The organism is Sandaracinaceae bacterium, from assembly GCA_016706685.1.
Lineage (GTDB): Bacteria > Myxococcota_A > Polyangia > Polyangiales > Houyiibacteriaceae > JADJJE01.
On record JADJJE010000001.1, the window covers coordinates 676,320 to 698,785 of the forward strand.

Annotated in this window: 18 protein-coding genes; 10 read left to right on the top strand and 8 right to left on the bottom strand. The window is 69.9% G+C overall.

Going from position 1 to position 22,466, the window contains the following annotated elements:
• Nucleotides 1–57 precede the first annotated feature (57 nt).
• On the bottom strand, nt 58–660 hold the full coding sequence (locus tag IPI43_02850) for a hypothetical protein (GenBank protein MBK7773065.1): 603 nt from the start codon (nt 658–660) through the stop codon (nt 58–60).
• A gap of 33 nt (nt 661–693) precedes the next feature.
• Nucleotides 694–1,179 (bottom strand): YajQ family cyclic di-GMP-binding protein, encoded by a 486-nt coding sequence (locus IPI43_02855; GenBank protein ID MBK7773066.1) that lies wholly within the window; start codon nt 1,177–1,179, stop codon nt 694–696.
• Nucleotides 1,180–1,885: 706 nt separating this feature from the next.
• On the opposite strand from IPI43_02855, the gene IPI43_02860 reads away from it, so the two are divergent.
• The 3 genes from IPI43_02860 to IPI43_02870 all read left to right on the top strand — a co-directional run bounded on the left by IPI43_02860 (nt 1,886) and on the right by IPI43_02870 (nt 6,945).
• Nucleotides 1,886–3,916 (top strand): protein meaA, encoded by a 2,031-nt coding sequence (locus IPI43_02860; protein MBK7773067.1) that lies wholly within the window; start codon nt 1,886–1,888, stop codon nt 3,914–3,916.
• A 10-nt stretch (nt 3,917–3,926) separates the two neighbouring features.
• Nucleotides 3,927–4,895, top strand: a complete 969-nt coding sequence (locus tag IPI43_02865; protein ID MBK7773068.1) for a protein kinase — start codon at nt 3,927–3,929, stop codon at nt 4,893–4,895.
• Nucleotides 4,896–5,010: 115 nt separating this feature from the next.
• Nucleotides 5,011–6,945, top strand: coding sequence for a hypothetical protein (locus IPI43_02870; GenBank protein MBK7773069.1), 1,935 nt, complete (start codon nt 5,011–5,013; stop codon nt 6,943–6,945).
• Nucleotides 6,946–6,964: 19 nt separating this feature from the next.
• Here IPI43_02870 and IPI43_02875 read toward each other — a convergent pair whose 3' ends face one another.
• Genes IPI43_02875 through IPI43_02885 form a run of 3 tightly spaced genes read right to left on the bottom strand, consistent with a single transcriptional unit; the run spans nt 6,965 to nt 7,975 of the window.
• Nucleotides 6,965–7,228, bottom strand: coding sequence for a zf-HC2 domain-containing protein (locus tag IPI43_02875; GenBank protein MBK7773070.1), 264 nt, complete (start codon nt 7,226–7,228; stop codon nt 6,965–6,967).
• Nucleotides 7,212–7,778 carry a sigma-70 family RNA polymerase sigma factor gene (locus IPI43_02880; protein MBK7773071.1) on the bottom strand — a complete coding sequence of 189 codons (567 nt, stop codon included), beginning with the start codon at nt 7,776–7,778 and terminating at the stop codon, nt 7,212–7,214. Before IPI43_02880 ends, IPI43_02875 begins: the two co-directional genes overlap by 17 nt.
• Nucleotides 7,775–7,975, bottom strand: a complete 201-nt coding sequence (locus IPI43_02885; protein ID MBK7773072.1) for a DUF2892 domain-containing protein — start codon at nt 7,973–7,975, stop codon at nt 7,775–7,777. Before IPI43_02885 ends, IPI43_02880 begins: the two co-directional genes overlap by 4 nt.
• Before the next feature lie 317 nt (nt 7,976–8,292).
• On the opposite strand from IPI43_02885, the gene IPI43_02890 reads away from it, so the two are divergent.
• Both IPI43_02890 and IPI43_02895 read left to right on the top strand, forming a co-directional pair.
• On the top strand, nt 8,293–10,791 hold the full coding sequence (locus IPI43_02890) for a hypothetical protein (protein ID MBK7773073.1): 2,499 nt from the start codon (nt 8,293–8,295) through the stop codon (nt 10,789–10,791).
• Between the two features lie 73 nt (nt 10,792–10,864).
• On the top strand, nt 10,865–11,917 hold the full coding sequence (locus IPI43_02895; GenBank protein MBK7773074.1) for a B-box zinc finger protein: 1,053 nt from the start codon (nt 10,865–10,867) through the stop codon (nt 11,915–11,917).
• 24 nt (nt 11,918–11,941) lie between these two features.
• Here the strand turns inward: IPI43_02895 and IPI43_02900 are convergent, their stop codons facing one another.
• Entirely contained in the window at nt 11,942–14,464 is a 2,523-nt protein-coding gene (locus IPI43_02900) for a serine/threonine protein kinase (protein ID MBK7773075.1), read from the bottom strand.
• 120 nt (nt 14,465–14,584) lie between these two features.
• Nucleotides 14,585–15,658, bottom strand: coding sequence for an NAD-dependent epimerase/dehydratase family protein (locus IPI43_02905; GenBank protein ID MBK7773076.1), 1,074 nt, complete (start codon nt 15,656–15,658; stop codon nt 14,585–14,587).
• Nucleotides 15,659–15,762: 104 nt separating this feature from the next.
• Between IPI43_02905 and trxC the strand changes: the two genes are divergently transcribed.
• The 4 genes from trxC to IPI43_02925 all read left to right on the top strand — a co-directional run bounded on the left by trxC (nt 15,763) and on the right by IPI43_02925 (nt 19,619).
• On the top strand, nt 15,763–16,212 hold the full coding sequence (trxC, locus tag IPI43_02910) for a thioredoxin TrxC (protein ID MBK7773077.1): 450 nt from the start codon (nt 15,763–15,765) through the stop codon (nt 16,210–16,212).
• An 80-nt stretch (nt 16,213–16,292) separates the two neighbouring features.
• On the top strand, nt 16,293–16,922 hold the full coding sequence (locus IPI43_02915) for a TetR/AcrR family transcriptional regulator (GenBank protein ID MBK7773078.1): 630 nt from the start codon (nt 16,293–16,295) through the stop codon (nt 16,920–16,922).
• Complete coding sequence (locus tag IPI43_02920; protein ID MBK7773079.1) at nt 16,919–18,367, top strand: cytochrome P450; 1,449 nt, start codon at nt 16,919–16,921, stop codon at nt 18,365–18,367. Before IPI43_02915 ends, IPI43_02920 begins: the two co-directional genes overlap by 4 nt.
• 58 nt (nt 18,368–18,425) lie before the next feature.
• The gene (locus IPI43_02925) at nt 18,426–19,619 is read left to right on the top strand and encodes an ATP-binding protein (protein MBK7773080.1); all 1,194 of its coding nucleotides are present in this window, start codon (nt 18,426–18,428) and stop codon (nt 19,617–19,619) included.
• A 19-nt stretch (nt 19,620–19,638) separates the two neighbouring features.
• Here the strand turns inward: IPI43_02925 and IPI43_02930 are convergent, their stop codons facing one another.
• Nucleotides 19,639–20,697, bottom strand: coding sequence for an alkene reductase (locus IPI43_02930; GenBank protein MBK7773081.1), 1,059 nt, complete (start codon nt 20,695–20,697; stop codon nt 19,639–19,641).
• Nucleotides 20,698–21,030: 333 nt separating this feature from the next.
• Here IPI43_02930 and IPI43_02935 point away from each other — a divergent pair, with 333 nt between their 5' ends.
• Nucleotides 21,031–22,464: a hypothetical protein gene (locus IPI43_02935; protein ID MBK7773082.1), complete on the top strand. Its 1,434-nt coding sequence runs from the start codon at nt 21,031–21,033 to the stop codon at nt 22,462–22,464.
• Nucleotides 22,465–22,466: the final 2 nt, after the last annotated feature.

Genomic DNA, 22,466 nt, shown 5'->3' on the forward strand with positions numbered 1-22,466 from the left:
TCCCCGCGCGGCGCGGAAAGCGTGGCGGCCCGCCTCCACCACGGCAGCCGCGGCAGCTCAGATGCGCAGGCCCACGCCCACGTACGGCCCGATGCTGAACGCGCGGTCCACGAACGCCTTGCCCGGCATGTACACGTCCACGTCCACACCCGCGTGGATCATCCAGTCGTTCGTGGCACCGAGGTGGAACTCCATGCCCAGCTGCGACACCAGCGTGGGGGCGAAGCGCAGCTGGTCGTCTCCCTCCGCGCCCCACCAGCTCAGACGCAGGCCGGCCATCACGTACGGCACCAGCGTCTCGTTCACCTCGAAGCGCAGGCGCCCCCCAAAGCCGATGAACGGCCCATAGACGTTGCTGCGGCCGCGCCCCACGGGGTTGCGCGCCCCGAACTGCTGGAAGCCCACGTGCCCCTCCACCACCAGGATGTCGATCTGGTAGCCAGCCCGCGCGGTGAACTTCACGCCCAGCGACGGGTCGTACGCGCCCTCGCTGTCCACCACCACGGGCATGCCCACACTCACGTTCACGTGGCGCCGCCCCACCACGTCGTCGGCCACCTCTTGCGCGTGCACCTGGGCCGGGAGCAGCGCCAGGAGCAGCACGAGCCCCGAGAGCGTGCCGAGCGCACCCCGTGAGAAGAACCGGTTCGCAGCGTCCATGGTGAACCTCCTGAGGGCCAGCGGCCCGCCCCGTCAATCGCGGAAGTTCTTGTACTGCAGCGGAATCTTGAGGTCCTGCCCCTTGAGGAACGCGATGGCCTCCTGCAGGTCGTCGCGCTTCTTGCCGCTCACGCGCACCACGTCACCCTGGATGGCGGCCTGCACCTTCAGCTTGCTGTCCTTGAGCGCCTTCACCACCTTCTTGGCGCCATCTTGGTCGATGCCGTTCTTCAGGTTGAGCACTTGCTGGCTCATGGACCCGCCCACCGCCTTGGTGGGCTGCGCGTCCAGCGACAGCAGCGACACGCCGCGCTTCACCAGCTTGCCGTGGAGCACCTCCAGCACCGCCTCCACGCGGTTCTGGCTGTTGGCGCGCAGCACGATGGTCTCGTCCTTCAGCTCGAGCGACGCGTCGGTGCCCTTGAAGTCGAAGCGCTGGGCCACTTCCTTCTGCGCCTGGTCGAGGGCGTTCTTCAGTTCCTGCATGTCCAGCTCGGACACCACGTCGAATGTCGGCACGTCACAGCTCCTTTTCCGGGACCGTATAGGGCGGTGGAGTCGTCCGCAAGCGCCCGCCGAGAGTCGACGACCAACGCCACGTACGTAACGTAGACGTACGTAGACGTAGACGTAGACGTGGTCGTACTCGTGCTCGTAGACGTGCTCGTGCTCGTGCTCGTGCTCGCCAACATCGACGTCGACCGAAAGCAACTCCCGCCGCCCTGAGCCGACACCCCTCCCTGTTCACCTTTCAAGACCTGGATGTGTACCGCTGCTCCATCGAGTTCGCCTGCTGGGGCGTAGGGACGGACGAGCAACATCGCCAGGCGGTCGAGCGGCTGGGGCGGATGGTGTCGATGGTGTCGAAGCGGTCCTGGTATCCGGTGGGGGGTTGTAGGGACACGAGTACGAGCACGAGCACGAGCACGTCTACGAGCACGAGTACGACTACGACCACGTCTACGTCCACGGCTGTCGACTCGTGATCAGTCGTTGGACGTCCACGTCCACGCCTCAGCCCTGTTTTCACGAACGAATGCAACACGTTCCACTCGCCCCCAGCCGCCCGCCGCGAATTGACAGCTCAACAGACCAAGACTAGCGTTGGCCCATGACGCGCTGCGGCAGCCCTGGTCGCCGCACGTCACACCGGCCGCGACCCCACCCGCCTTCTGGGCGGAGGGCGCGTACCCACCTCCCCCGCAGCACCAGAAGCGAGCAGACCATGAGCGCGAAGGCCCACCAACTGGTCACCAAGGCCGGCCACGTCATCGAGCGTGAGGAGCCCTGGATCTTCCGCACGTACGCCGGGCACAGCAGCCCGCGCGCGTCCAACGAGCTGTATCGCCAGAACCTCGAGACGGGCCAGACCGGCCTGTCCATCGCGTTCGATCTGCCCACGCAGTGCGGCTACAGCTCGGACCACAGCCTGGCGCGCCCCGAAGTGGGCAAGGTGGGCGTGCCCATCAACTCGCTCGACGACTTCCACGTGCTCTTCGATCAGATCCCGCTCGATCGCATGAACACGTCCATGACCATCAACGGCACCAGCATGTGGATGTTGGCGCTGTACGTGGCCCTGGCGCGCGAGCGCGGCACGGACGAGAAGCTGCTGCGCGGCACCACGCAGAACGACATCGTCAAGGAGTACCTGGCGCGCGGGACCTACATCTTTCCGCCCGACGCCAGCCTGCGCATCATCGCCGAGATGTACGAGTGGTGCCTCGAGCGGGTGCCCAACTGGAACGCCAGCAACATCTGCTCGTATCACTTGCAGGAAGCGGGCGCGACGCCAGCGCAGGAGCTGTCCTTCGCGCTGGTGAACGCCATCGGCACGCTCGACACGCTGAAGCAGCGCGGGCACTTCACGCCCGAGCAGTTCGAGCAGTCGGTGGGGCGCATCAGCTTCTTCGTGAACAGCGGCATCCGCTTCATCGAAGAGATGTGCAAGATGCGCGCGTTCTCGGAGATGTGGGAGGAGATCACCACCGAGCGCTACCAGGTGAAGGACAAGCGCATGACGCGCTTCCGCTACGGCGTGCAGGTGAACTCGCTGGGCCTCACCGAGAACCAGCCCGAGAACAACGCGTGGCGCATCCTGATCGAGACGCTAGGCGTGACGCTCAGCCGCAACGCGCGCTGCCGTGCGCTCCAGCTGCCGGCCTGGAACGAGGCGCTCTCGCTGCCGCGCCCGTGGGACCAGCAGTGGTCGCTGCGCCTCCAGCAGATCCTCGCGTTCGAGACCGACCTGCTCGAGTACCCGGACTTGTTCGACGGCAGCCCCGTGATCGCCAGCAAGGTGGCCGCGCTCAAGGAGCAGGCCTACGCCGAGATCCAGAAGATCCTCGACATGGGCGGCGTGAAGGCGGCCATCGACAGCGGCTACATGAAGTCGGAGCTAGTGCGCAGCATGAGCGAGCGCATGGGCCGCATCAACACCGGTGACCTCACCGTGGTGGGCGTGAACAAGTGGAAGGAGGGCATCCCCTCGCCGCTGCTGGGCGGCGAAGACGGCGGTGTCTTCAAGATCGACCTGAGCGAGGCCGACGAGACGCGCGCGTCGCTAGCCGAGACCAAGCGCAAGCGTGACGGTGCCCGTGTGGCGGCGGCGCTGGCGGCGCTCCAAGCGGCGGCCAAGAGCGGCGAGTCCATGATGGAGCCGTCCATCGAGTGTGCGCTCGCGCGTGTGACCACGGGTGAGTGGGCCGACGCCCTGCGCGAGGTGTTCGGCGAGTACCGCCCGGCCACCGGCATCGAAGGCCAGCGGCTCACGCTGGAAGGCACGCGCGTGGACGCGCTGCGCCGGCGCGTCACGGATCTCGTGGAGGTGCTCGGGCACCGGCCCCGCATGGTGGTGGGCAAGCCCGGCCTCGACGGCCACAGCAACGGCGCCGAAGTCATCGCCGTGTCGGCGCGCCACGTGGGCTTCGACGTCATCTACTCGGGCATCCGCCTCACGCCGGAGCAGATCGTGGAGAGCGCCGTGGAGGAGAACGCCGACGTGATCGGCGCGTCGGTGTTGAGCGGCAGCCACCTCGAGCTGGCCGACCAGCTCATGGACGGGCTGCGCCAAGCGGGCGCGGCCGACGACGTGGTGGTGGTCTTCGGTGGCATCATCCCGCGCGACGACTTCGCGGCGCTCAAGGCGAAGGGCATCGCGCGCGTGTTCACGCCGGCCGACTACGAGCTCATCGACATCATGGAGCAGATCGTCACGCTGCTGGAAGCCCGCCACCAGCGCAGCGCGGCCGAGTGAGCGCCGCGCTGTGCAGGCCACGCTGAGCGACACGCACCGTGAGTGGATCGAGGCTGCCCTCGATGCGCACAAGTTCTCCATCGCGCGGCTGATCTCGCTGTTCGAGGACCAGCGCCCCGAGGCCGTGCCCCAGCGCGCCGCCGTGCTGGCCGCCTTGGACACGAACCCGCGTGCGCGCCGCGCCACGTTCCTGGGCATCACCGGCACACCCGGCGCCGGCAAGAGCACGCTCACGGGCCAGCTCGCCCGCCGCATGCACGCGCAGCGCAGCGACCTGCGCTTTGCCGTGCTGGCCGTGGACCCCAGCAGCCGCTTCTCGGGTGGGGCCCTGTTGGGAGACCGCACGCGCGTGCGCTTCGCCACCGGGGACGCGCGCCTCTTCTTCCGCAGCCAGGCCAGCGACACCGAGCTGGGCGGCCTCTCCCCGCGCAGCTTCCAGGTGTGCCGCCTGCTGTACCGCCTCTTCGACTGCGTGATCATCGAGACCGTGGGCATCGGCCAGAGCGAGGTGGACATCCGCTTCCTGGCCGACCGCGTGTACCTGGTGGTCCAGCCCATGGGCGGCGACGAGATCCAGTTCCTGAAGGCCGGCATCATGGAGGTGCCCGACGAGATCGTGCTCAACAAGTGCGACGCCGTGGACGCCGCCCGCCGCAGCTACCAAGCGCTGAAGAGCAGCATGGCGCTGGCGCGGCCGTTCGATGGCGACGCCATCCCGATCCACCGCGTGAGCGCCACCGAGGGCATGGGCTTGGACCGGCTGGCAGGGCGGCTGCTGGAGGCGACCGACGCGTACCGCGTGGGGTCCCTGCGCGTGAAGGAAGAGCACTACTTCGCCAAGTGGGTGAAGGAGGAGTTCGGGCGCCGCGGGATGCTGTACCTCCGGCAGCAGCACGAGGGGGCGCGCGAGTACCTGGACGCGTGCGGGTCGTTCGACGCGGCCGAGGCGGCGTTCGCGGCGGAGTACTCGGCTCGCTAGGTGGGCAGACGTTGGCTGCGCTGAACTCCGGGCCGTTGCGTGGCGGGGAGACAACTGTTAATGGCTACCCCGAGCGGGAGAGCATCCGCGACGGGACTCAACGAAGGCGACGGCGATGCGTTCATGGATAGGTGTCTGGTTCTCTCTCCTCGGGGTGCTCTCGGGCTGCGGTGATGCACCCAGCACCATGGATGCCGGCGCCGGCGACAGCAGCGTGATGCTGGACGGCGGCGGGAACGACACCAGCATGAATGAGGACGCCGGGTGCCTCGGGGCCGACGCCGATGGCGACGGAGTCCCCGATGCCTGTGACGTCTGTGCCCTGGGGGCAGACCAGCTGGACGCGGACATCGATGGCGTGCCCGATGCGTGCGACCAATGCCCTGGGTTCTCCGACCAGCTCGATGGCGACTCCGATGGCGTCCCGAACAGCTGCGATGTGTGCCTCACGGGTGACGACGAGCTCGACGGCGACGGCGACGGCATCCCGACAGCGTGCGATGCGTGCGACTCGGGTCCCAACGGCGCCGACGCAGACACCGACGGGGTACCCGACGCCTGCGACGTGTGTGCGGCGTCGGACGATGCACTGGATGCCGATGCGGATGGAACCCCGAACGGGTGCGACATCTGCGGCGGGTTCGACGACACGGTGGACTCCGACGCGGATGGCGTGCCGGAGGGCTGCGACGTGTGCGCTGGGCACGACGACGGCATGGATGGCGACACGGATGGCACACCCGACGGATGCGACTGCGAGCCGACTCTCCCGGAGATCCACCCCGCCGCCCTCGAGACCTGCGACGGAATCGACAACGACTGCACGGGCGGTGCGGACGATGGCCTGAGCGCATGCCCCGTGGGCTGCACTGCCGGACAGGTGGACTGGGACCTCGATGGCGCTTCGTGCGAGTCCGCAGGCCGCGTGATCTTCGTGAACGGGGCTGCGACGGGCAACGACGATGGAACGAGCTGGGCGCACGCGTACGCCGATCTCGAGGACGCCATCCTGGATGCCGAGCAAGCTCCCGCAGGCCGCAAGCAGATCTGGATCGCGCAAGGCACCTACTCACCGAGTCGTGAGCCCGACGACAGCACCGATCCTGGGGAGCGGAGCTTCGTGGTGCCGGCCGCGACAGCGCTCCTCGGGGGATTCGAAGGCAGTGAGTTTGCTGCACCCCAAGCCGCGCCCGCGACTTTCGTGACCGAGCTCGCGCGAGGCGAGGACACCTGGATTCGAGCCCTCGACGTACGGAGCCTGGACGTGAGACTGGACGGCCTCTCGATCGACGTGGAGTGGGGCATCGGCCTCCAGGTCGAAGGTGGCGAAGTGCTGGCCTCCCGGCTGATCTTCCTGGGGTCGATCAACATCATGGGCCCGGGAGGGGCACAGCACGTGCGATTGGTCTCGGGCAGTCTGCACATGACCGACACCAACATGGCCTTCGGGCTCGTCGGGGTGCAGGCATTCTCCGGCAGCTTCGTCTGCGAGCGCTGCGCGATCCGCTACAACGGCATCCCGAGCCCTTCGCTTCCGCCCTTTGGCGGGATGATCATCCACGACGCCACGGTGACGCTGCGCAACTCCTGGGTGGTGGGGAACCTCGCCTATGATGGCTCTGGATCCGACATCCCTGCCGGGGGCATCACCATCGTTCACGCCGACGGTCGCTTGCGCGCCGAGAACACGACCGTCGCGCGGAACCTCGGCAGCCGCACCATGGCCCCCGCAGCGCCGAACGCCCCTGCCGGGCTGGACGTGCAGCTGGGCTCCGCGGTGTTGGTGAACAGCATCGTCTACGACAACGGCGGCAGTGACGTCGTTGTGGCCACCCGTGTCTCGTCCAGCGTCGAAGGGGACGCGGGCGCGTGCGACCCGTTGCTCATGGACGGGCCCGAACCGGACTACTTCCCCGTGGTGCTCGGCGCGGGCAGCCTGTGCATCGACGCGGGCGATTCGACCATGGCGGCTGGGAGCGTGGACTTCGGGGGCGCACCGCGTGTCCAGGGTGCCGCGGTGGACCTGGGGGCGTTCGAGACCACGCCGTAGGGGAAGCCCGACTCCGTCGTCACTCTCGGTCCCAGCCCGCCGAGAGCGCAGCGGCGAGACGTGCTTGCACATCGTCGGCGAGTTCGGGGGCGGTCAGCGTCAGTCTCAGCGCCCGCACCGCCTCGCCGAACCGGCCGCCGAAGCGCGCGCACACATCGCAGCCGCGCACGTGTGCCTCGAGCGCCTCACGCTCGGCTCGGGGCAGCTCGCCGTCCAGGTAGTCACTCAGCTTGGTCAGCACCGCGCCACAGCGCAGCCCGGCCACTTCACGCTCGCCACGCATCGCAACCTCCTTCCCGGAGCGCCGCGAGCAGGCGCAACCGCGCGCGGTGCACGCGGCTCTTGATGGCTGCGCGCGACTCCCCGCGCACGCTCGCCACCTCGTCGGCAGTCAGCCCGTCCAGTTCGTAGAGCACCAGCACCTCCTGGTCATCGGGGGGCAGCGCGGAGAGCGCCCGCGTCAGCTGCTCACGCTGTTCCGTGAGCGCCAGCGCGTGCTCGGGATCGCCTTCGGACGCGAAGCCAGCAGCCTCGCCCAGCGCTTCGAAGGACGCGTCATGACTCTCTTGCCCCGCACGCAGCCTGCCGAAGCGCTGGGCCTCGTGACGCAGGATGGTGCGCAGCCACGCCTTCTCGGCACCCTCACGGCGAGCCTGCCCCGCGGCCCGCCACGCCGCGAGGAAGGCACGCTGGAGCACGTCCTCGGCGTCGGCCTCGCGCGCCGTGAGCACCTGAGCGTAGCGGAAGAGCGCGGCCTGGTGTCGCCGTACGAACACCTGGTACGCCTCGCGATCGCCCGCCGCGGCCGCCGTGAGCAGGCGGGCGTCGGTCACGTCGGGTTCGACTTCACCGGGCATGTGCTCATGCCGAATAGCGTGTAGAGCGGGCAGCTTCCAACCAGACCGGTCAGGAGCGGGATGACGCCCAGGAACCCCCACGGCGTCTGGGGGCCCACGAAAGCGAGCGCGATCAGGCCGAGACCGAGGACGACACGCACACCGCGCTCGATGGGGTGTTCATTGGTGGGCAGCAGCTTCTTCGACATGGAGGGACTCCTTGAGTGGCACAGGGGGACACCCGCCCGCTCGGCGGGGCACCCATGAGAGTCACGGCGCGGGCAAATGGATTCGCCCGGTCGCAAGACAGCTGACCCGAGCGGCCAACTTGTGTGCGCCACGCACCTACATGATTGCTATCGATGGTGTTGCTGATAGTCTGAGTGGGCTTGCGGAGGCATACGACATGAATCGGCTTACGGTTGCGGCGATGATGGCAGTAATGGCCAGCGGTTGGCTCTCGACGGGTTGCGATATCGACCCGGACATTGGAGCACTCACTCTCTCCTGCGTGCAGGACGCGGATTGCACCTCGTGCACGGACTGCGATTGCACGGACTGCGAGGACTGTGCTGGCTGCGCGGCCGAGCCGGTGGACTTCGCGCTGGCGGAGCGCATGCCCAACGCCACGCAGGTGCGCCTGAGCGAGGCCGGGCTCAACTTCATCGAGACCAACGCCCTCGCGTTGGTGGGTGGCATCGTTGGCGGGCTCGACCCGGCCACCCTGCCGATCGCGGTCACCGTGAACAACGGCGTGCTCAGCATCCCGCTCGGCAACAGCCTGCTCGAAGGCGCGGATCTCCCGGTGGCGATCACGCTGTGCCCGATGAACAACTGCCAGATCGACGTGACCATCCCGTCTCTCACCATCACGCCAGTCGACGGTGGGGCTGACCCGGACCGCTTGGAGATCAACGTTCAGATCGACCTGTCGAGCAACCGTGCCACGCCGGTGACCGTGATCGGCCAGCAGTGCACGTTCAACTTCCAGACCGACGACACCGCGCCCAACACCCTGAACGTCTCGGCGCAGCTCGAGTTCGCGGAAGACGCAGACGGCTACGGCCTCGGACAGAGCCCGTCCCTCGTGGTGGACCTCAACACCCTGCAAGGGCTCGACATCCAGCTCAGCTGCCCCGGCCTCGCCACGTTCGGCTACTTCTTCATCGACTCGGACGATGCGGACTCGTGGGACAGCGGCGGCAGCGACAACATGGCGCAGGACATCTTCGCCGAAGTGAAGGAAACGCTGAACCAGGCCATGGCCGAACTCATGGCCAAGCTCTTCACCTTCTGCCAGGTGGCGCAGAGCGGTCAGTGCCCGGCCGGCAGCAACAACGTGGCCGGCGTCTGCATGACCAGCCAGACCGAGTGTCTGCCCATGCGCATCGGCGTCGAGACGCGCATCGACGCGAGCGAGCTGCTCTCGAACATCTTCCCCGGCTCCACGCTGATCATGGACGTGCTCTTCGCCATGCAGGGTGAGGCACAGGCGGTGAGCGGTGGCTACAACCTGAACTTCTTCGGCGGCTTCGAGAACGCGGCCGCGCCTGCGGCTTGTGTGTCGGGCATCACGCTCGCCAACCCGCCCACGCGTCCCACCGACATCCCGGTGGCCACTTCGCTGCAGAACAGCGAAGAAGCCCACGTGGTGGTGGGCGTCGCCGAGCGCATGATGGACTGGGCTGGCTATCAGCTGTGGGAGGGCGGTACCCTGTGCATCGAGGCCGGCACGCGCCTCAGCCCGCTGCTCAGCACGGGTCTCTTCTCGGTGCTCATCCGCTCGCTTCGCAACCTGTCCTTCCCGGACAATGAAGCCGCGCTCGCCATCGGGCTCCGCCCGCAGACGCCGCCCGACGTCACCATCGGTGCGGGCACGGACGCCGACCCCATCGTTCAGGTGGACCTCGACGCCCTCGAGATCGATTTCTACGTGTGGAGCACAGAGCGCTACGTGCGCTTCATGACCTTCCGCGGTGACCTGCACATCGGCCTGGACGTCCAATTCACGGACGCCGGCGAGATCGTCCCGGTCATCGAAGACATCAGCGTGGAGAACTCCAGCGTCTTCGGCAGCGAGCTGCTGACCGAGACCCCGGCGCAGCTGGCGACCGCTGTCGAGGGCGTGCTGCCCCTCATCAGCAGCTTCGCGGGCGGCCTCATCCCCACCATCGCGCTCGGCGACCTGCTGGGTGACACCCTGCCCATCGGCCTCGAGCTGGGCTCCGACTCGCTGCGCCAGGTCACTCAGGGCAGCGACCGCTTCCTGGGCGTGTTCGTGAACCTCGCGCCGCCAGCCACCCCCACGCCCTTCGCGGGCCGTGTGGACACCACCCTCGAGTTGGTCTCGGTCACCGTGCCAGACCCGGCCGCGCTTTCGGCCGAGCGGCTCGGCCAGGGTGAGCGCCCGCGCATCGAGATCGCGCTGGCCGCGAGCGGCCCCGAGGAGGTCAGCTTCGAGTACCAGTACCGCCTGAACGAGGGCACCTGGAGCGACTGGAGCCGCACCCCCTACGCCGTCATCGACGACCCCATCCTGCAGCTGCAGGGTCGCCACAGCGTCGAGGCGCGTGCCCGCGTGGTGGGCGCCACCGACTCGGCCGACATCATCCCCGCCCGCGCCGACTTCCTGATCGACGTGCTGGCGCCGGAGCTGGAGGTCAACCGCGCGGCCAACCTGGTGCAGGTGGCCGCCATGGACGCCGTGTCGGGTGCGGAGCAGATGCAGTACCGCTGGCGCAGCGCGTCCCGCGAAGAGTGGAGCGAGTGGTCGCTGATGCCGGCCAGCCGCCTCACCCTCGAGAGCGCCGAAGACGTGGTCGTCGAGGTGCGTGACGAGAACGGCAACGTGGCCAGCAACGAGCAGTCCCTGCGCGGCCTGCCCCCGCCCAGCGATGGCGGTGGCTGCGGCGACTGCGCCGTCACCGGTGAGCCGGACGCGTCCCGCCCGCTCATGGCGCTGGCCCTGCTGCTCGGCATGGTGGGCCTCCTGCGCCGCCGCCAAGACTGAGCGCTCGGCGCACCCCACATGAATCACGGCGGCCCTCGGGTCGCCGTTTTTCGTGAGAGACTGCGAGCCTGCCATGAGCTCGACCACCGCCCCGCCCTGCCCTCACCACCCGGACGCGCGCGCGGAGGCGGCCTGCACCAGCTGCGGGCGCCCTCTGTGCGCCGAGTGCTGGGCGTTCGACGTCAACGACGCGCCGTGGTGTCGGCACTGCGTGGACCACATCCACGACCGCTCGCCGGCCGCGTTTCCGCTCGCCTTCTTGGGTGGCACCGGCACGCTGCTCGCCGCGTTCTACGTGCGCTTCCGGCAGGTGGACGACGCCGTGTGGGTGGCGCTCGGCGTGGCGGTGACGCTGCTGGCCACCGCCGGGTTCCTCTACCGGCGCAGCAGCCAGGTGTTCGGGAACCACAAGATGGTGGAGCGCCCCCGCAGCGTGGGGCGTCCGCACCCGGAGGCCCTGGGTGCCTACCGCTCGGCGCCGCGCCGCGCGCGCATGGGGAGCATCGTGCCGCCCGTGTCGGGCAAGCTGTCCACGCTGGTGGTGCTGCTGTGCTTGATGCTGCCGCTGGCCGTGCTGCCCGGCCTGCTGAGCGTGCCCGTCTGGCTCGCGGTGGACTCCGTGTTGGCGCTCTGGTGGCTGACGCTGGTGAGCGCGTTCGCTGTCCTGCTCTACAGGGGCGCGCGGCTCGCCGACGACGGGCCCACGCTGGGTGACGCGCGCCCGCTCGAGGCGGAGGCGCAGGCCAAGGCCGAGGCGCAGGGGACGCCGAGCGCGACCAGCAAGAAGTCGCCACTCGACAGCTGCGGCGGTGGTTGCGACGGCGGCTGCAGCGGACTGGGCAGCATCGGCGGCGAGGGCCTCGGCGCCGCGCTGGGCGCGCTCTTGGCGCTGGGGCTCCTGCTGCTGCTCTCGTGGCTGCTGGCCGAGTTCGTGCTGCCGCTGCTGTTCACGGCCGGGTACTACGTGGTCTCGCGCGGGCTGCGACGCGTGGCCAACGATACGCACGACTGCCAGGGCGACCTCCCACGCGCCCTGGGCTGGTCGGTGGCCTGGGCCACGCTCTACACGCTCCCCTTCGCGCTGGTGGTGTTCCTGGCGCAGGGGCTCATCGCGGCGTCACGGTAGCGCTGTTCTGGCGCCCTGCAGCGGTCAGTCCGCCTGCTCGAGCGCGCGCGTCCAGCCCGCGTGCCACGTGTCGCTCACGTCGCGAAACGCGCCCAGGTAGCGCGCCCGTGCGTCGAAGAAGCCGTCCTGCGGCGGCCCCTCCGCGTGCTCGCTGAGCACCTGCGCAGGCTGCACCACGCCCGCCTCGCAGGCGATGGGGGTGCCCACATCCGGGGCTGCGTAGCGAGTGCCTTCGGCCACGTCGAAGCGGCTGAGGCCGAACAGCCCCGCAGACGCCACGTCGAGCTCGGTGCGGTCGCCGCGCGCCTCGATGCCCACGTGGAAGCCCGACACCAGCAGGTTGCGCAGCGTGCCCTGCGTGGCGCGCCGCGCGAGCACGCCGTGGCTGTCGCCCTCGCCCACCCCACCGCCGCCGCACAGCGTGACGTTCCAGACCGTGGGGGCGCTGCGCGGCGTGACGCCCACGCCGTTGGGGTCGCCATCGCCCTCGAAGCCGTTGCTGCTCTGCGATGCGTCCGGCGTGCCGCGCATGAGCAAGAACTGCAGGCGTCCACGGAAGCCCTGGTCCCAGTCGAACGCGTCGTCGCCCGGCGCGTCGCAAACCAGGTAACGCGCGTCCACGTTGCCGCCGAAGAACTCGAAGCAGTCGTCCAGTGGCCGGTACACCTGCACGTGGTCCACGCGCGTCTCGCGCCCCACGCCAGCCAGCGTGAGCCCGTTGATCTCGTTGTTGGGCGCGATCTCCACCCCCGGGTACTCGATGCGCACGTAGCTCAGCACGCCGCTGTCGTCGTCGTCGCGTGCGCCCCCATAGGCGGCCTCGTCGCCCACTTGCTCCAGGCCCTCGATGCGCCCGGCGATGGACGCACCGTCCACGTCGCGCACGTTGATGGCGGCGCGCCCCAGCACGATGATGCCGCCCCAGTCGCCCGCGCGGCGCTCCCCTTCGGGCTTGCTGCTGGTGAAGACGATGGGCGCGGTGGCGGTGCCCGCGGCGACGATGCGCGCCCCCGGCAGCACCACCAGCGTGCCGCGCGTCTCGCTGTCGCCCAGCACCAGCGTGCCAGGCTCGATGGTGAGCGTGGCGCCCGCGTTCACGAAGGTGTTGTGGCGCAAGAGGTAGCGGCGGTTGCAGCGCAGCGTGGCGCTGTCCTCGATCTCACCGCTCAGCTCCACGATGGGTCGCGCGGGGTCGTCGCAGCGGAACTCCGTGCGGCTCGCTCCGCCCACAGAGGGCGCGCGCGCCCCGCTCTCCATGGCAGCCGCGAGGTCTTGGCTGCCCGCGCCCAGGGCCGCGAGCGGCGGCGCGCCTTGCGCGAGGTCCGGCCGGGTGAAGATGAACACCGCCGCAGCCAGCACGAGCGCCACGCCCAAGAGCGCAGCCCACGGGGGGAGTCGCCGCGCGTGCCCGCTGCGTGCGCTGGTCTGTGCTAAGCGCGCACCCACGTGCTCACTGCGCGTCACCGCCGTGAGCGCCGTGTCCGTGGCCACCGTGGGCTGCCCGAACACCGCCCCGCGCATCAAGCTGGGCGGCAAGCTCTCGCCCGTGGCCAAGCGCGCCATGCGCCCGCGCACGGCCTCACGCAGCGCCTCGCGCTCGTCGCCGAAGGTGGCCAGCATCATGGCGCCCAGCTGGCGGTCGTCCACGCGCGCGGTCAGCTGCTCCATGAGCGCCTCCACCGAGCCACGCAGCGCGGCGGCGCTCGGGAAGCGGTCGTTCGGGTCCGTGGCCATCATGCGCGCCAGCAGCCCGCGCACCTCGGCCGGCACGCTCTCGTCGAAGGTGAGCGGCGGCAGCTTCCCCGCCAGCAGCCGCGCCGCCACGGACGCGTCGGGCACGCCGCCCCACAGGCGTTTGCCGGAGACCATCTCGAACAGCACCACGCCGAGCGCGTAGAGGTCGGTGCGCGCGTCCACCGGGAAGCCGCCCGCCTGCTCCGGCGCCATGTAGGCGATCTTGCCCTTGAAGTCGCCGGCGCGCGTCTCCGACGTGTGGCTGCTGGCCTTGGCCACGCCGAAGTCCAAGAGGCGCACGCGCCCCTCGTAGCCGATCATGATGTTCTGCGGCGACACGTCGCGGTGCACCACGCCCATGGGCTTGCCTTGCACGTCCACCAGCGTGTGCGCGTAGTCGAGCGCGCTCGCCACCTCGCGCACGATGTGGAGCGCGATGCCCAGCGGCAGCCCCTCACCCTCGCGGCGGCGCGTGAGGCGGTCCAGCGTCTGCCCCTCGTAGTACTCGAGCACCATGTAGTGCACGCCGTCCTCGCGCGCGACCTCGAGGGTCTGCACCACGTTGGGGTGCCGCATGCGCGCCGCCAAGCGCGCCTCGTCCATGAACATCTCGAGGAAGTCTTCGGACTCGGCCAGTTCGGGCCGCAGCGCCTTGATCACCACTTCCTTGTGGAAGCCCGAGGGGCCCAGCGCGGCGGCCAGGAAGACGTCGGCCATGCCCCCGCGGCCGATGTGGAAGAGCAGGCGATGCCGGCCGAGTACTTCGGGGGTGAAGCCGGCGCGGCTGGTGGGCGTGATGGGGGAGAGGTGCATGCGCCGCAGCTTTCCCTGCTGGCGCTGCGGGTCGAGCAACCATTCCCCGACGTCACGGTGTCAGACGTGGCAGCCACGTGGCGCACACACCAGCCGCCATGTGCGCCTCGCGAGCGAGGCTCAGCCGAGGCCGTGGTAGAGGCGCGCCGCGTCTTCGGCGGTGCGCCGCAGCCCCTCCTCGAGCGTGACCACCGGCGCGTAGCCCAGGTCGCGGCGCGCCTTCGCGATGGAGAAGAAGTTGTCGAGCGTGCACAGGTTCACGCCCACCTCGGTGACCTGCGGGCGTGGCTTGCCGAAGCGCTCGAAGGCCAGCTCCGAGCCCTTGGCCATGGCCATGGCCACGCGCCGCGGGATGCGCCGCGCGGTGGTGCCGAGGCCCATGAGGCGCACCAGCCGCACGCTGAACTCGGCCGGGTTGATGGGCTGATCGTCGGTCACGAAGTAGGCGCTGCCGCACACCGGCGAGCCCGGCACCAGTCGCTCCGCGGCGCGCAGTTGTCCGTCCACCAGGTTGTCGATGTACGTGTAGTCGAGCCGCGTGCTGCCGTCGCCGAAGCCGATGACGGGCATGCCCTGTTGGATGGAGGAGACCACGGGGCCGATGAGCGTCTTGCGCTCGCCCGGACCGTAGATGCCGCCGGGTCGAATGGCGCAGGTGCGCATGCGCGCGCCGTTGGCGCCGAGCGCCACGCGTTCGGCCTCGGCCTTGGTGGACGAGTACAGGTCCTCGCTGGTGCTGTAGGGCAGGGTCTCGTCGCCGCCCACGCAGCGCTGGCCGTAGACCACGTTGGTGGAGCTGGTGTGCACGAAGCGCGTGACGCCCGCGGCCGCGGCCTGCTCCACCAGCACGCGCGTGCCCTCGATGTTCACGCTGCGCACCAGCGCCTTGAACGGCTCGGGCGCGCGGCGCGCCAGCTCGATGAGCGCGGCCGTGTGGAAGACCACGTCCACGCCCTCGCACGCAGCACGCACGTCGGCGGGCTTGCGGATGTCACCCACGAACCAGCGCACCCGCGGGTGCGAGGCCAGCTCGGGCGCGGCCTGCTCCCCTGCCAGCGTGTCCAGCACGTGCACCGTGCAGCCGCGCGCGAGGAGCGCACGGGCCAGGTTCTGGCCCAGGTAGCCCGCGCCGCCCGTGATCAGGCAGCGGAGACCGTCGATGGGCGCGGGGGTGTAGCTCTGGGGGTCGCTCATGCCCGGCTATAGCTCGATAGCCTGAATCACGCGAGCCGCTGGCGGGGTCGCCGAGGCGTTCTTAGGTTGCCGACGACTTCACGCTCTGACCGCCGGAGACCCCGATGCCCACTCCCACGTCCGCCGCCAACATCGTCTGCCCCCGTTGCCACAAGACCAACCGCGTGCCGAGCGCCCGGCGCGACGAAGAGCCCCGCTGCGGGGCCTGCAAGTCGCCGCTCTTCGGCCAGGGGCCCATCGCGCTCGACGACAGCTCGTTCCAGAAGCACGCGGAGCGCTCGGACATCCCGCTGCTGGTGGACTTCTGGGCTGCCTGGTGCGGTCCATGCCGCGTGATGGCCCCCGCGTTCGAGCGCGCGGCGACTGCCTTCGAGGGCCGCGTGCGCTTCGCCAAGGTGGACACCGACGCGAGTCCGGCGGTGTCCCAGCGCTTCCGCATCCAGAGCATCCCCACGATGATCCTGTTCCAGGGCGGCCGTGAGGTGGCGCGCACGAGCGGCGCGCTGACCGCGGATCAGATCCAAAAATGGCTCACCAGCCAGCACGCCGCTTGACAGGTTCGGGGGCCTCGGGCAGCCTTTAGACCACCCGGTCGAACCAGCCGGTTCAGCCGCCCACCCCCGAGAGTCACTGCGTGCCCCTGCCCCGCTTCGAGAAGCTCGACGAGCCCCGCAAGGTGAGCATCCTCACCGCCGCCGCGGACGAGTTCGGCGAGCGTGGCTTCGAGGGCGCGTCCTACAACCGCATCATCGAGCGCGCCGGCATCAGCAAGGGCGCGATGTACTACTACTTCGCGGACAAGGACGACCTCTTCCGCACGGTGATGGACGCGGCGCTGCTGCAGTGGTTCGAAGAGGTGGGCTTCCCCATGGGGGCGGACACCGCCGCCGCGTTCTGGCAGGCATGCCAGGGCATGTACGAGCGCAGCCTGCTGTTCGTGCTGCGTGACCCGCGCAACGCCGCGCTGTGCGCCGGCATCACCAAGGCCCGCGCCGAGCTGGCAGGCCACCCCGTGGTGACGCAGCTCAACGAGCGCATGCTCGAGTGGGTGGGCGCGCTGGTCACGCACGGGCAGGCCATCGGCGCCGTGCGCGACGACGTGCCCACCGATCTCTTGGTGCACAGCGCGCTCTCGCTGATCGACGCCGGCGACCGCTGGCTCGCGTCACGCTTCGCCGCGATGAGCGAACAGGATGTTCAGAAGACTGCGGCCATGATGGTGGGATTCCTCCGCCGCATCGCCGCCCCGGAGGTGACCCCATGACCGCAGCCGCCACAGCCCCCGTCACTCCTCGCAAGAAGGCCGCAGGCGCACCCGAGCCGAGCCCGAGCCAGAGCCAGAGCGCGGGGCGTGCGCCTGGCCCGCGCGACCGCTTCGGCCTGCGCAACGTGGCGCGCTTCTCCACGGGGACGCTCGAGTTCCTGCGCGATCTGGCCGACCGCTACGGCGACGTGGTGCAGCTGAAGATCTTCGGGAAGGAGTACTTCCAGATCAACCACCCCGACGACATCGAGTCGGTGTTCGTGAAGCACGCGGCGGTCATGGGGCGCGACGAGTACATCGAGACGCTGAAGCGCACCCTGGGGGAGGGCCTGCTCACCAGCGAGGGCGACCTCTGGAAGCACCAGCGCAAGCTCATGTCGCAGGCCTTCACGCCCAAGCGCATCCGCACCTACGGCGACACCATGGCCAAGGTCACGGCGGGCGCGCTGCACTACCGCGAGGGCGAGGTGGTGAACATCCACGCGGAGATGTCGCGCATCACCATGGAGGTGGTGGCCGCGGTGCTCTTCGGCGCCACCATCGGGCCCCGTGAGTTCGCGCTCGTGGGCAAGTCGATGGACACGCTCAACACCTACTACGCGAACAGCCCCGAGGCGGTCTTGATCCTGCCGCGCTGGGTGCCTACGCCGCTGAACATGCGTGTGAACGCCGCGGTGGAGCGCCTGGACGGCCTGATCTACTCCATCATCGCGAAGCGCCGCGCGTCTCGCAGCGGCCAGCGAGCGAGCGACGCCGCCACCACGGACGACCAGCGCGACCTGCTGGACGTGCTGCTGGGTGCCCAGGACGACGGCGGCGAGGTGATGAGCGACCAGCAGCTGCGCGACGAGGCCATGACGCTCTTCCTCGCGGGCCACGAGACCACGGCGCTCGCGCTCGCGCACACCTTCTACCTGCTGAGCAAACACCCCGAGGTGGAGCAGCGCCTGCGCGCGGAGCTGGACACCGTGCTGGGTGACCGCCTGCCCAACGCCGAGGACATGAAGCAGCTGGTGTACACGGAGCGCGTGCTGAAGGAGAGCATGCGGCTCTACCCGCCCGCGTGGACCACGGGGCGCCAGGCCAACGAAGACGTGACCATCGGCGGCTACCGCATCCCGAAGGGCGCGCAGATCCTGATCAGCCAGTGGGTGGTGCACCGCGACCGCCGCTTCTACCCGGACCCGGAGGCCTTCGACCCGGACCGCTGGGAGCCGGAGCGCGCCAAGATCATCCCACGCTACGCGTACTTCCCGTTCGGCGGCGGGCCGCGCATCTGCATCGGCAACCACTTCGCCATGCTGGAGGCCACGCTGATCCTGGCCATCGTGCTGCGCCGCTTCCACTTCGAGCTGCTGCCCGGGCAGACGCTCACCTTCAACCCGTCGGTCACGCTGCGGCAGCGCGGGCCAGGGCTGCAGATGCGCGTGCGCACGCCCGCCTGAGAGCGTCGAGTGCGCTGGACACTCCTGAGAGTGTCGAACACGTTGGACACTTTTGGAAGTGTCCACTACATTGGACGGCATGGTGCACGACGACGCGCTCGCCATCGCCAGCACGTGGAGCTTCTGGGACCGCCCCGTCCCAGACTCCGTGCCCCGGCGCGTGAGCAGTCCGGCCGAGCTGCGTGAATCGCTCGCGCTGGTGATCCAGGGCGTGCGCCGCTGCGGCAAGTCCACGCTCCTGCGGCAGCTCATGGCGCGCTACAAGCTGAACCCCAAGCACTGCCTGTTCGTGAACCTCGAGGACCCGCGGCTCTCGAACGCGCTCACCCACGAGACGCTGGACGCCTTCGTCACGGCCTTTCGGGCGCGCCACCCGCGCGTGAAGCGCCTGGTGTTCTTCTTGGACGAGATCCAGGCGGTCACGGGCTGGGAGCGCTGGCTGCGCAGTCAGCTGGACCGCCCCGCAGGGCACGTGTTCGTGGTGTCTGGCTCGAACGCCACGCTCCTGTCGGGTGAGCTCGGCTCCGTGCTCACAGGGCGGCACCTGACGGTGGAGCTCTACCCCTTCGACCTGCAAGAGGTGCGCGCGGTGAAGCCCAGGGCCAGCGTGGAGGACTACCTGCGCGATGGTGGGTTTCCCGAGCCCTTGCACCTGTCCGACGGCGACGGCCTGCGGCGGCAGTACTTCCACGACATCGTGGAGCGCGACATCCGTGAGCGCCTCGCAGCGCGCTCCAGCAAGCCCATTCGTCAGGTGGTGCAGCTGGCCTACGAGGGCGCGGGTTCCGAGCTGAGCCTTCGACGTGTCGCGGCGGCGGTGGGCCTCGCCACCGACACTGCGGGCGCCTACCTGGATGCGTGCGAGGCGGCCTACCTGCTCTTCCAGGTGCCCTACTTCGCCACGTCGGAGCGCAAGCGCGCCGGGCGCAACCGCAAGGTCTATCCCATCGACACAGGCATGCGGCGGGTGGTGGTCACGCCTGGCAGCGCCGACCGCGGCAAGTCGCTCGAGTGTGCCACCCAGCTGGTGCTGCGCCGTCGCTTCGGCGAGGTCTGCTACTGGCGTGGCGACGGAGGCGAGGTGGACTTCGTGGTGCAGGAAGGCCGACGAGTGATCCCCGTGCAGGTTACGTGGGACGAGCCGCAGCCCCGGCACGAGCGGGCGCTAGCCTCGTTCTACGAGCAGTTTCCACACGCCGACGAGGCGTGGTGGGTGACGGCCGAGACGTTCGCGGAGCTGGACGCGCGCTGACCACCTGGGGGGCGCACGGCTACACGCCGAAGCGCGGGTAGTCCGTGTAGCCCTCGGGGCCGGGCGAGTAGAGCGCCTTCAGGTTGAGCGGCGCGAGCGGGTGCCCGGCGCGCAGGCGCTCCACCAGGTCCGGGTTGCTGATGAAGTGGCGGCCGAAGGACACCAGGTCGGCGTCGCCCGCCGCGAGCGTGGCCGTGGCGCTCCCGCCGTCGTAGCCGTCGTTGAACATGAACGGGCCGGGGAAGTGCGCTCGGCGCAGCGCGAGGAGATCCACACCGGGCGTCTGACGCATGGCGTGCAGGTACGCGAGGCCCATGCCGCCCACGTGTTCGAGCAGGTGGTCGAAGGTCTCGGTGGGGTCCGCGTCCGTGAGGTCGTTGAAGGGGTTGCCCGGGCAGATGCGCAACCCCACGCGCTGGGGCCCGGCCACGGCACTCATCGCCGTGAGCACCTCCAGCACGAAGCGCACGCGGTTGGGCACGCTGCCGCCGTACGCGTCGGTGCGCTGGTTGGTGCCGGTGGAGAGGAACTGCGCCGGTAGATATCCCGAGGTGCAGTGCAGCTCCACCAGGTCGCAGCCCGCGTCGAAAGCCAGCTCGGTGGCGCGCCCGTAGGCCGCGACCACGCCTGCGATCTCAGCGAGCTCGAGCGCGCGCGGCGCCATGATGGGCTGCATGCCCTGCTCGGTGAAGATCTTGGCGTTGGCCTGCACGGCGGAGGGCGCCACGGCATCGGTGCCCGGCACCTTGTTGAGCGGGTGCCCGATTCGGCCGCAGTGCATGAGCTGCATGGCGAAGCGCCCGCCCGCGTCGTGTACGGCGCTGACCACCGCTCGCCACGCGTCCACTTGGCCCGGCGTGACGATGCCCGGTGTGCGGCAGTACCCCTTGCCCTCGGGGCTGGGGTACACACCCTCGCTGATGATGAGGCCCGCGCTCGAGCGCTGCCGGTAGTACTCGACGTGCAGCTCGGTGGGTTCATCGGCCGGGTTGGCGCGCGAGCGCGTCATGGGCGCCATCACGATGCGATTGGGGAGCTCGAGGTCGCCGAGGCGGATGGGATCGAAGAGGGTGGGCATGGGCGTGCGCGACGTCGCGTATCCGACCGGGGCGAGTGTAGGCCGGCAGGGTCGACTATGCTCCCGCACAACGCCATGCGTGCCCACACCCCTCGGTTCTGGTCCCGTGTCCGTCGGCTCGCGCTCCCCTGCGTCGCCGTCAGCGCGCTCGCCGCCTCTCTGGCCTGTGGCGGCGCCCGCGAGAGGCCCGCGACCCACGCGCCGCAACAGGACCCGATGAGCGTTCCGACCCCCGCCGGTCCGAGTGCGTGCGAGGGGCATGTGCTGCTCGACCAGACGCCTCGGGAGGACCCCGCCCCGCCTGACCCGCTTCGCTGCGCCGAGCTCACCCCCATGCCGCTCGTTCCGCAGCCCACCCCGGCCATGTGCCGCGCCCTGCCCAGCGCCGAGCGTGCGCCCTGCCTCGCTCGACTGCGCGCGCGCTCGCGTGTCGTCGCGCCCCTCGACGCGGCGCGGGCGGCCGCCACACGACATGACTGGGTCGCGGCGCTGAACGGCTTCGAGGCCGCGCTCGAGAGGCTCCCGGGCGAACCGGACGTGCTCGCGGAGCTGGGCTGGGCGCGCTTCCACGCTGCCACGTGGTGTCGGCAGACACAGGACGTGGGCTTGCTCCAGGACCAGCTCGAAGCCCCCACCGGCCCCGACCCGGTCACGGTGCTGTGCACGCGGAGAGTCGCCATCCCACGGGCACAGCAGGAGCTCGCGGCCGCGGTGAGCGCTGCCCCGACGGTGGCGCAACGGGCGCTGTGGCAGCAGTGGAGCGCGCAGGTCGCGCTGGGCGTCGGCGAAGAAGCCGAGGCGTTCGAGGCCGCCCGGCGGTCGCTGTGTGCGCTCGAAGACACCGCCGCGCGCCAGCTCGTGGGCGACCTGCTGTCGCGAGCGGGACATCGCGCCGGACCGGATGCGCCCGAGGAGGCCATCACGCTCTACGGTCAGTCCATGCTCGTCCACCCCACTCCCGAGAAGCAGGACTACGTGGCGAACATCTCCGCGGAGCATGGCGCCGGCTTCTCGATCAGCGCGCCGCCCTCTCCCCCGGAGCCCCCGCACTTCTACCCCGACATCCCCAGCCTCTGCGCTGCGCTCGTGGGGCGGCAGCTCACCGAACCCGCGTCACCCGAGGAGGTCTCGCATGCTCCCTGCGAGACAAGCGACTGGGAGGACGTGGGCATCGGACGGGGTGAACGGCTGGACGTGCCGTTTCGCGTGGCCGTCATGCGGGCCGAGAGCCCAGAGCGCTACCATGGCATGAGTGCAGCGAAGTACTTGGTGGCGCGGTCGCCGCGTGGCCTGAACGTGTTGCTCATGTTGGGGCGAGAGCATGGCGACGACCGCCAGTACCACATGTCCGTGGGCTCCATCGTCACGACGCCTCACCGGCACTCGCCCGACGCACCGCTCAGCGTCTCCTGGGAGGTTGGTGAGGCCCACGCCGACGGTTGTGGCTGGGACACGGCCGCCACCCGACACGTGACGTTGTGCGCGCTCGTGGATGGCGTGCCGCGCTGCTTCGCGTGGGCCAACCTGGGCCGCGCGGAATTCGCGAGCGACTCGCTGCCGCCGACGGCCGACCAGGCCCTGGGCCGCTGCGACAGCGTCGTGCAGCGGCCCAGGGAGCGTCGCTACGCTGCCTTTCGCCCCCGCTACGATCTGACGGTCACAGAGCAGGAGCTGGTGGCCACACGCGCGCGTGATGGGGCCATGCTGTGCCTGCCGCTGCGCGAGACCCTCGCGCCCCTGCGAGAGCCAGCTGACCGCCGCCTCTGAGG

What these genes read in the sequence shown, in the direction of transcription:
- IPI43_02860 (MBK7773067.1), top strand. Translation starts at nt 1,886, where the DNA reads ATGAGCGCGAAGGCCCACCAACTGGTCACCAAGGCCGGCCACGTCATC.
- IPI43_02895 (MBK7773074.1), top strand. Translation starts at nt 10,865, where the DNA reads ATGAGCTCGACCACCGCCCCGCCCTGCCCTCACCACCCGGACGCGCGC.
- IPI43_02935 (MBK7773082.1), top strand. Translation starts at nt 21,031, where the DNA reads ATGCCGCTCGTTCCGCAGCCCACCCCGGCCATGTGCCGCGCCCTGCCC.
- IPI43_02905 (MBK7773076.1), bottom strand. Translation starts at nt 15,658, where the DNA reads ATGAGCGACCCCCAGAGCTACACCCCCGCGCCCATCGACGGTCTCCGC.
- IPI43_02870 (MBK7773069.1), top strand. Translation starts at nt 5,011, where the DNA reads ATGCGTTCATGGATAGGTGTCTGGTTCTCTCTCCTCGGGGTGCTCTCG.
- IPI43_02920 (MBK7773079.1), top strand. Translation starts at nt 16,919, where the DNA reads ATGACCGCAGCCGCCACAGCCCCCGTCACTCCTCGCAAGAAGGCCGCA.
- IPI43_02850 (MBK7773065.1), bottom strand. Translation starts at nt 660, where the DNA reads ATGGACGCTGCGAACCGGTTCTTCTCACGGGGTGCGCTCGGCACGCTC.
- IPI43_02930 (MBK7773081.1), bottom strand. Translation starts at nt 20,697, where the DNA reads ATGCCCACCCTCTTCGATCCCATCCGCCTCGGCGACCTCGAGCTCCCC.
- IPI43_02875 (MBK7773070.1), bottom strand. Translation starts at nt 7,228, where the DNA reads ATGCGTGGCGAGCGTGAAGTGGCCGGGCTGCGCTGTGGCGCGGTGCTG.
- IPI43_02900 (MBK7773075.1), bottom strand. Translation starts at nt 14,464, where the DNA reads ATGCACCTCTCCCCCATCACGCCCACCAGCCGCGCCGGCTTCACCCCC.
- trxC (MBK7773077.1), top strand. Translation starts at nt 15,763, where the DNA reads ATGCCCACTCCCACGTCCGCCGCCAACATCGTCTGCCCCCGTTGCCAC.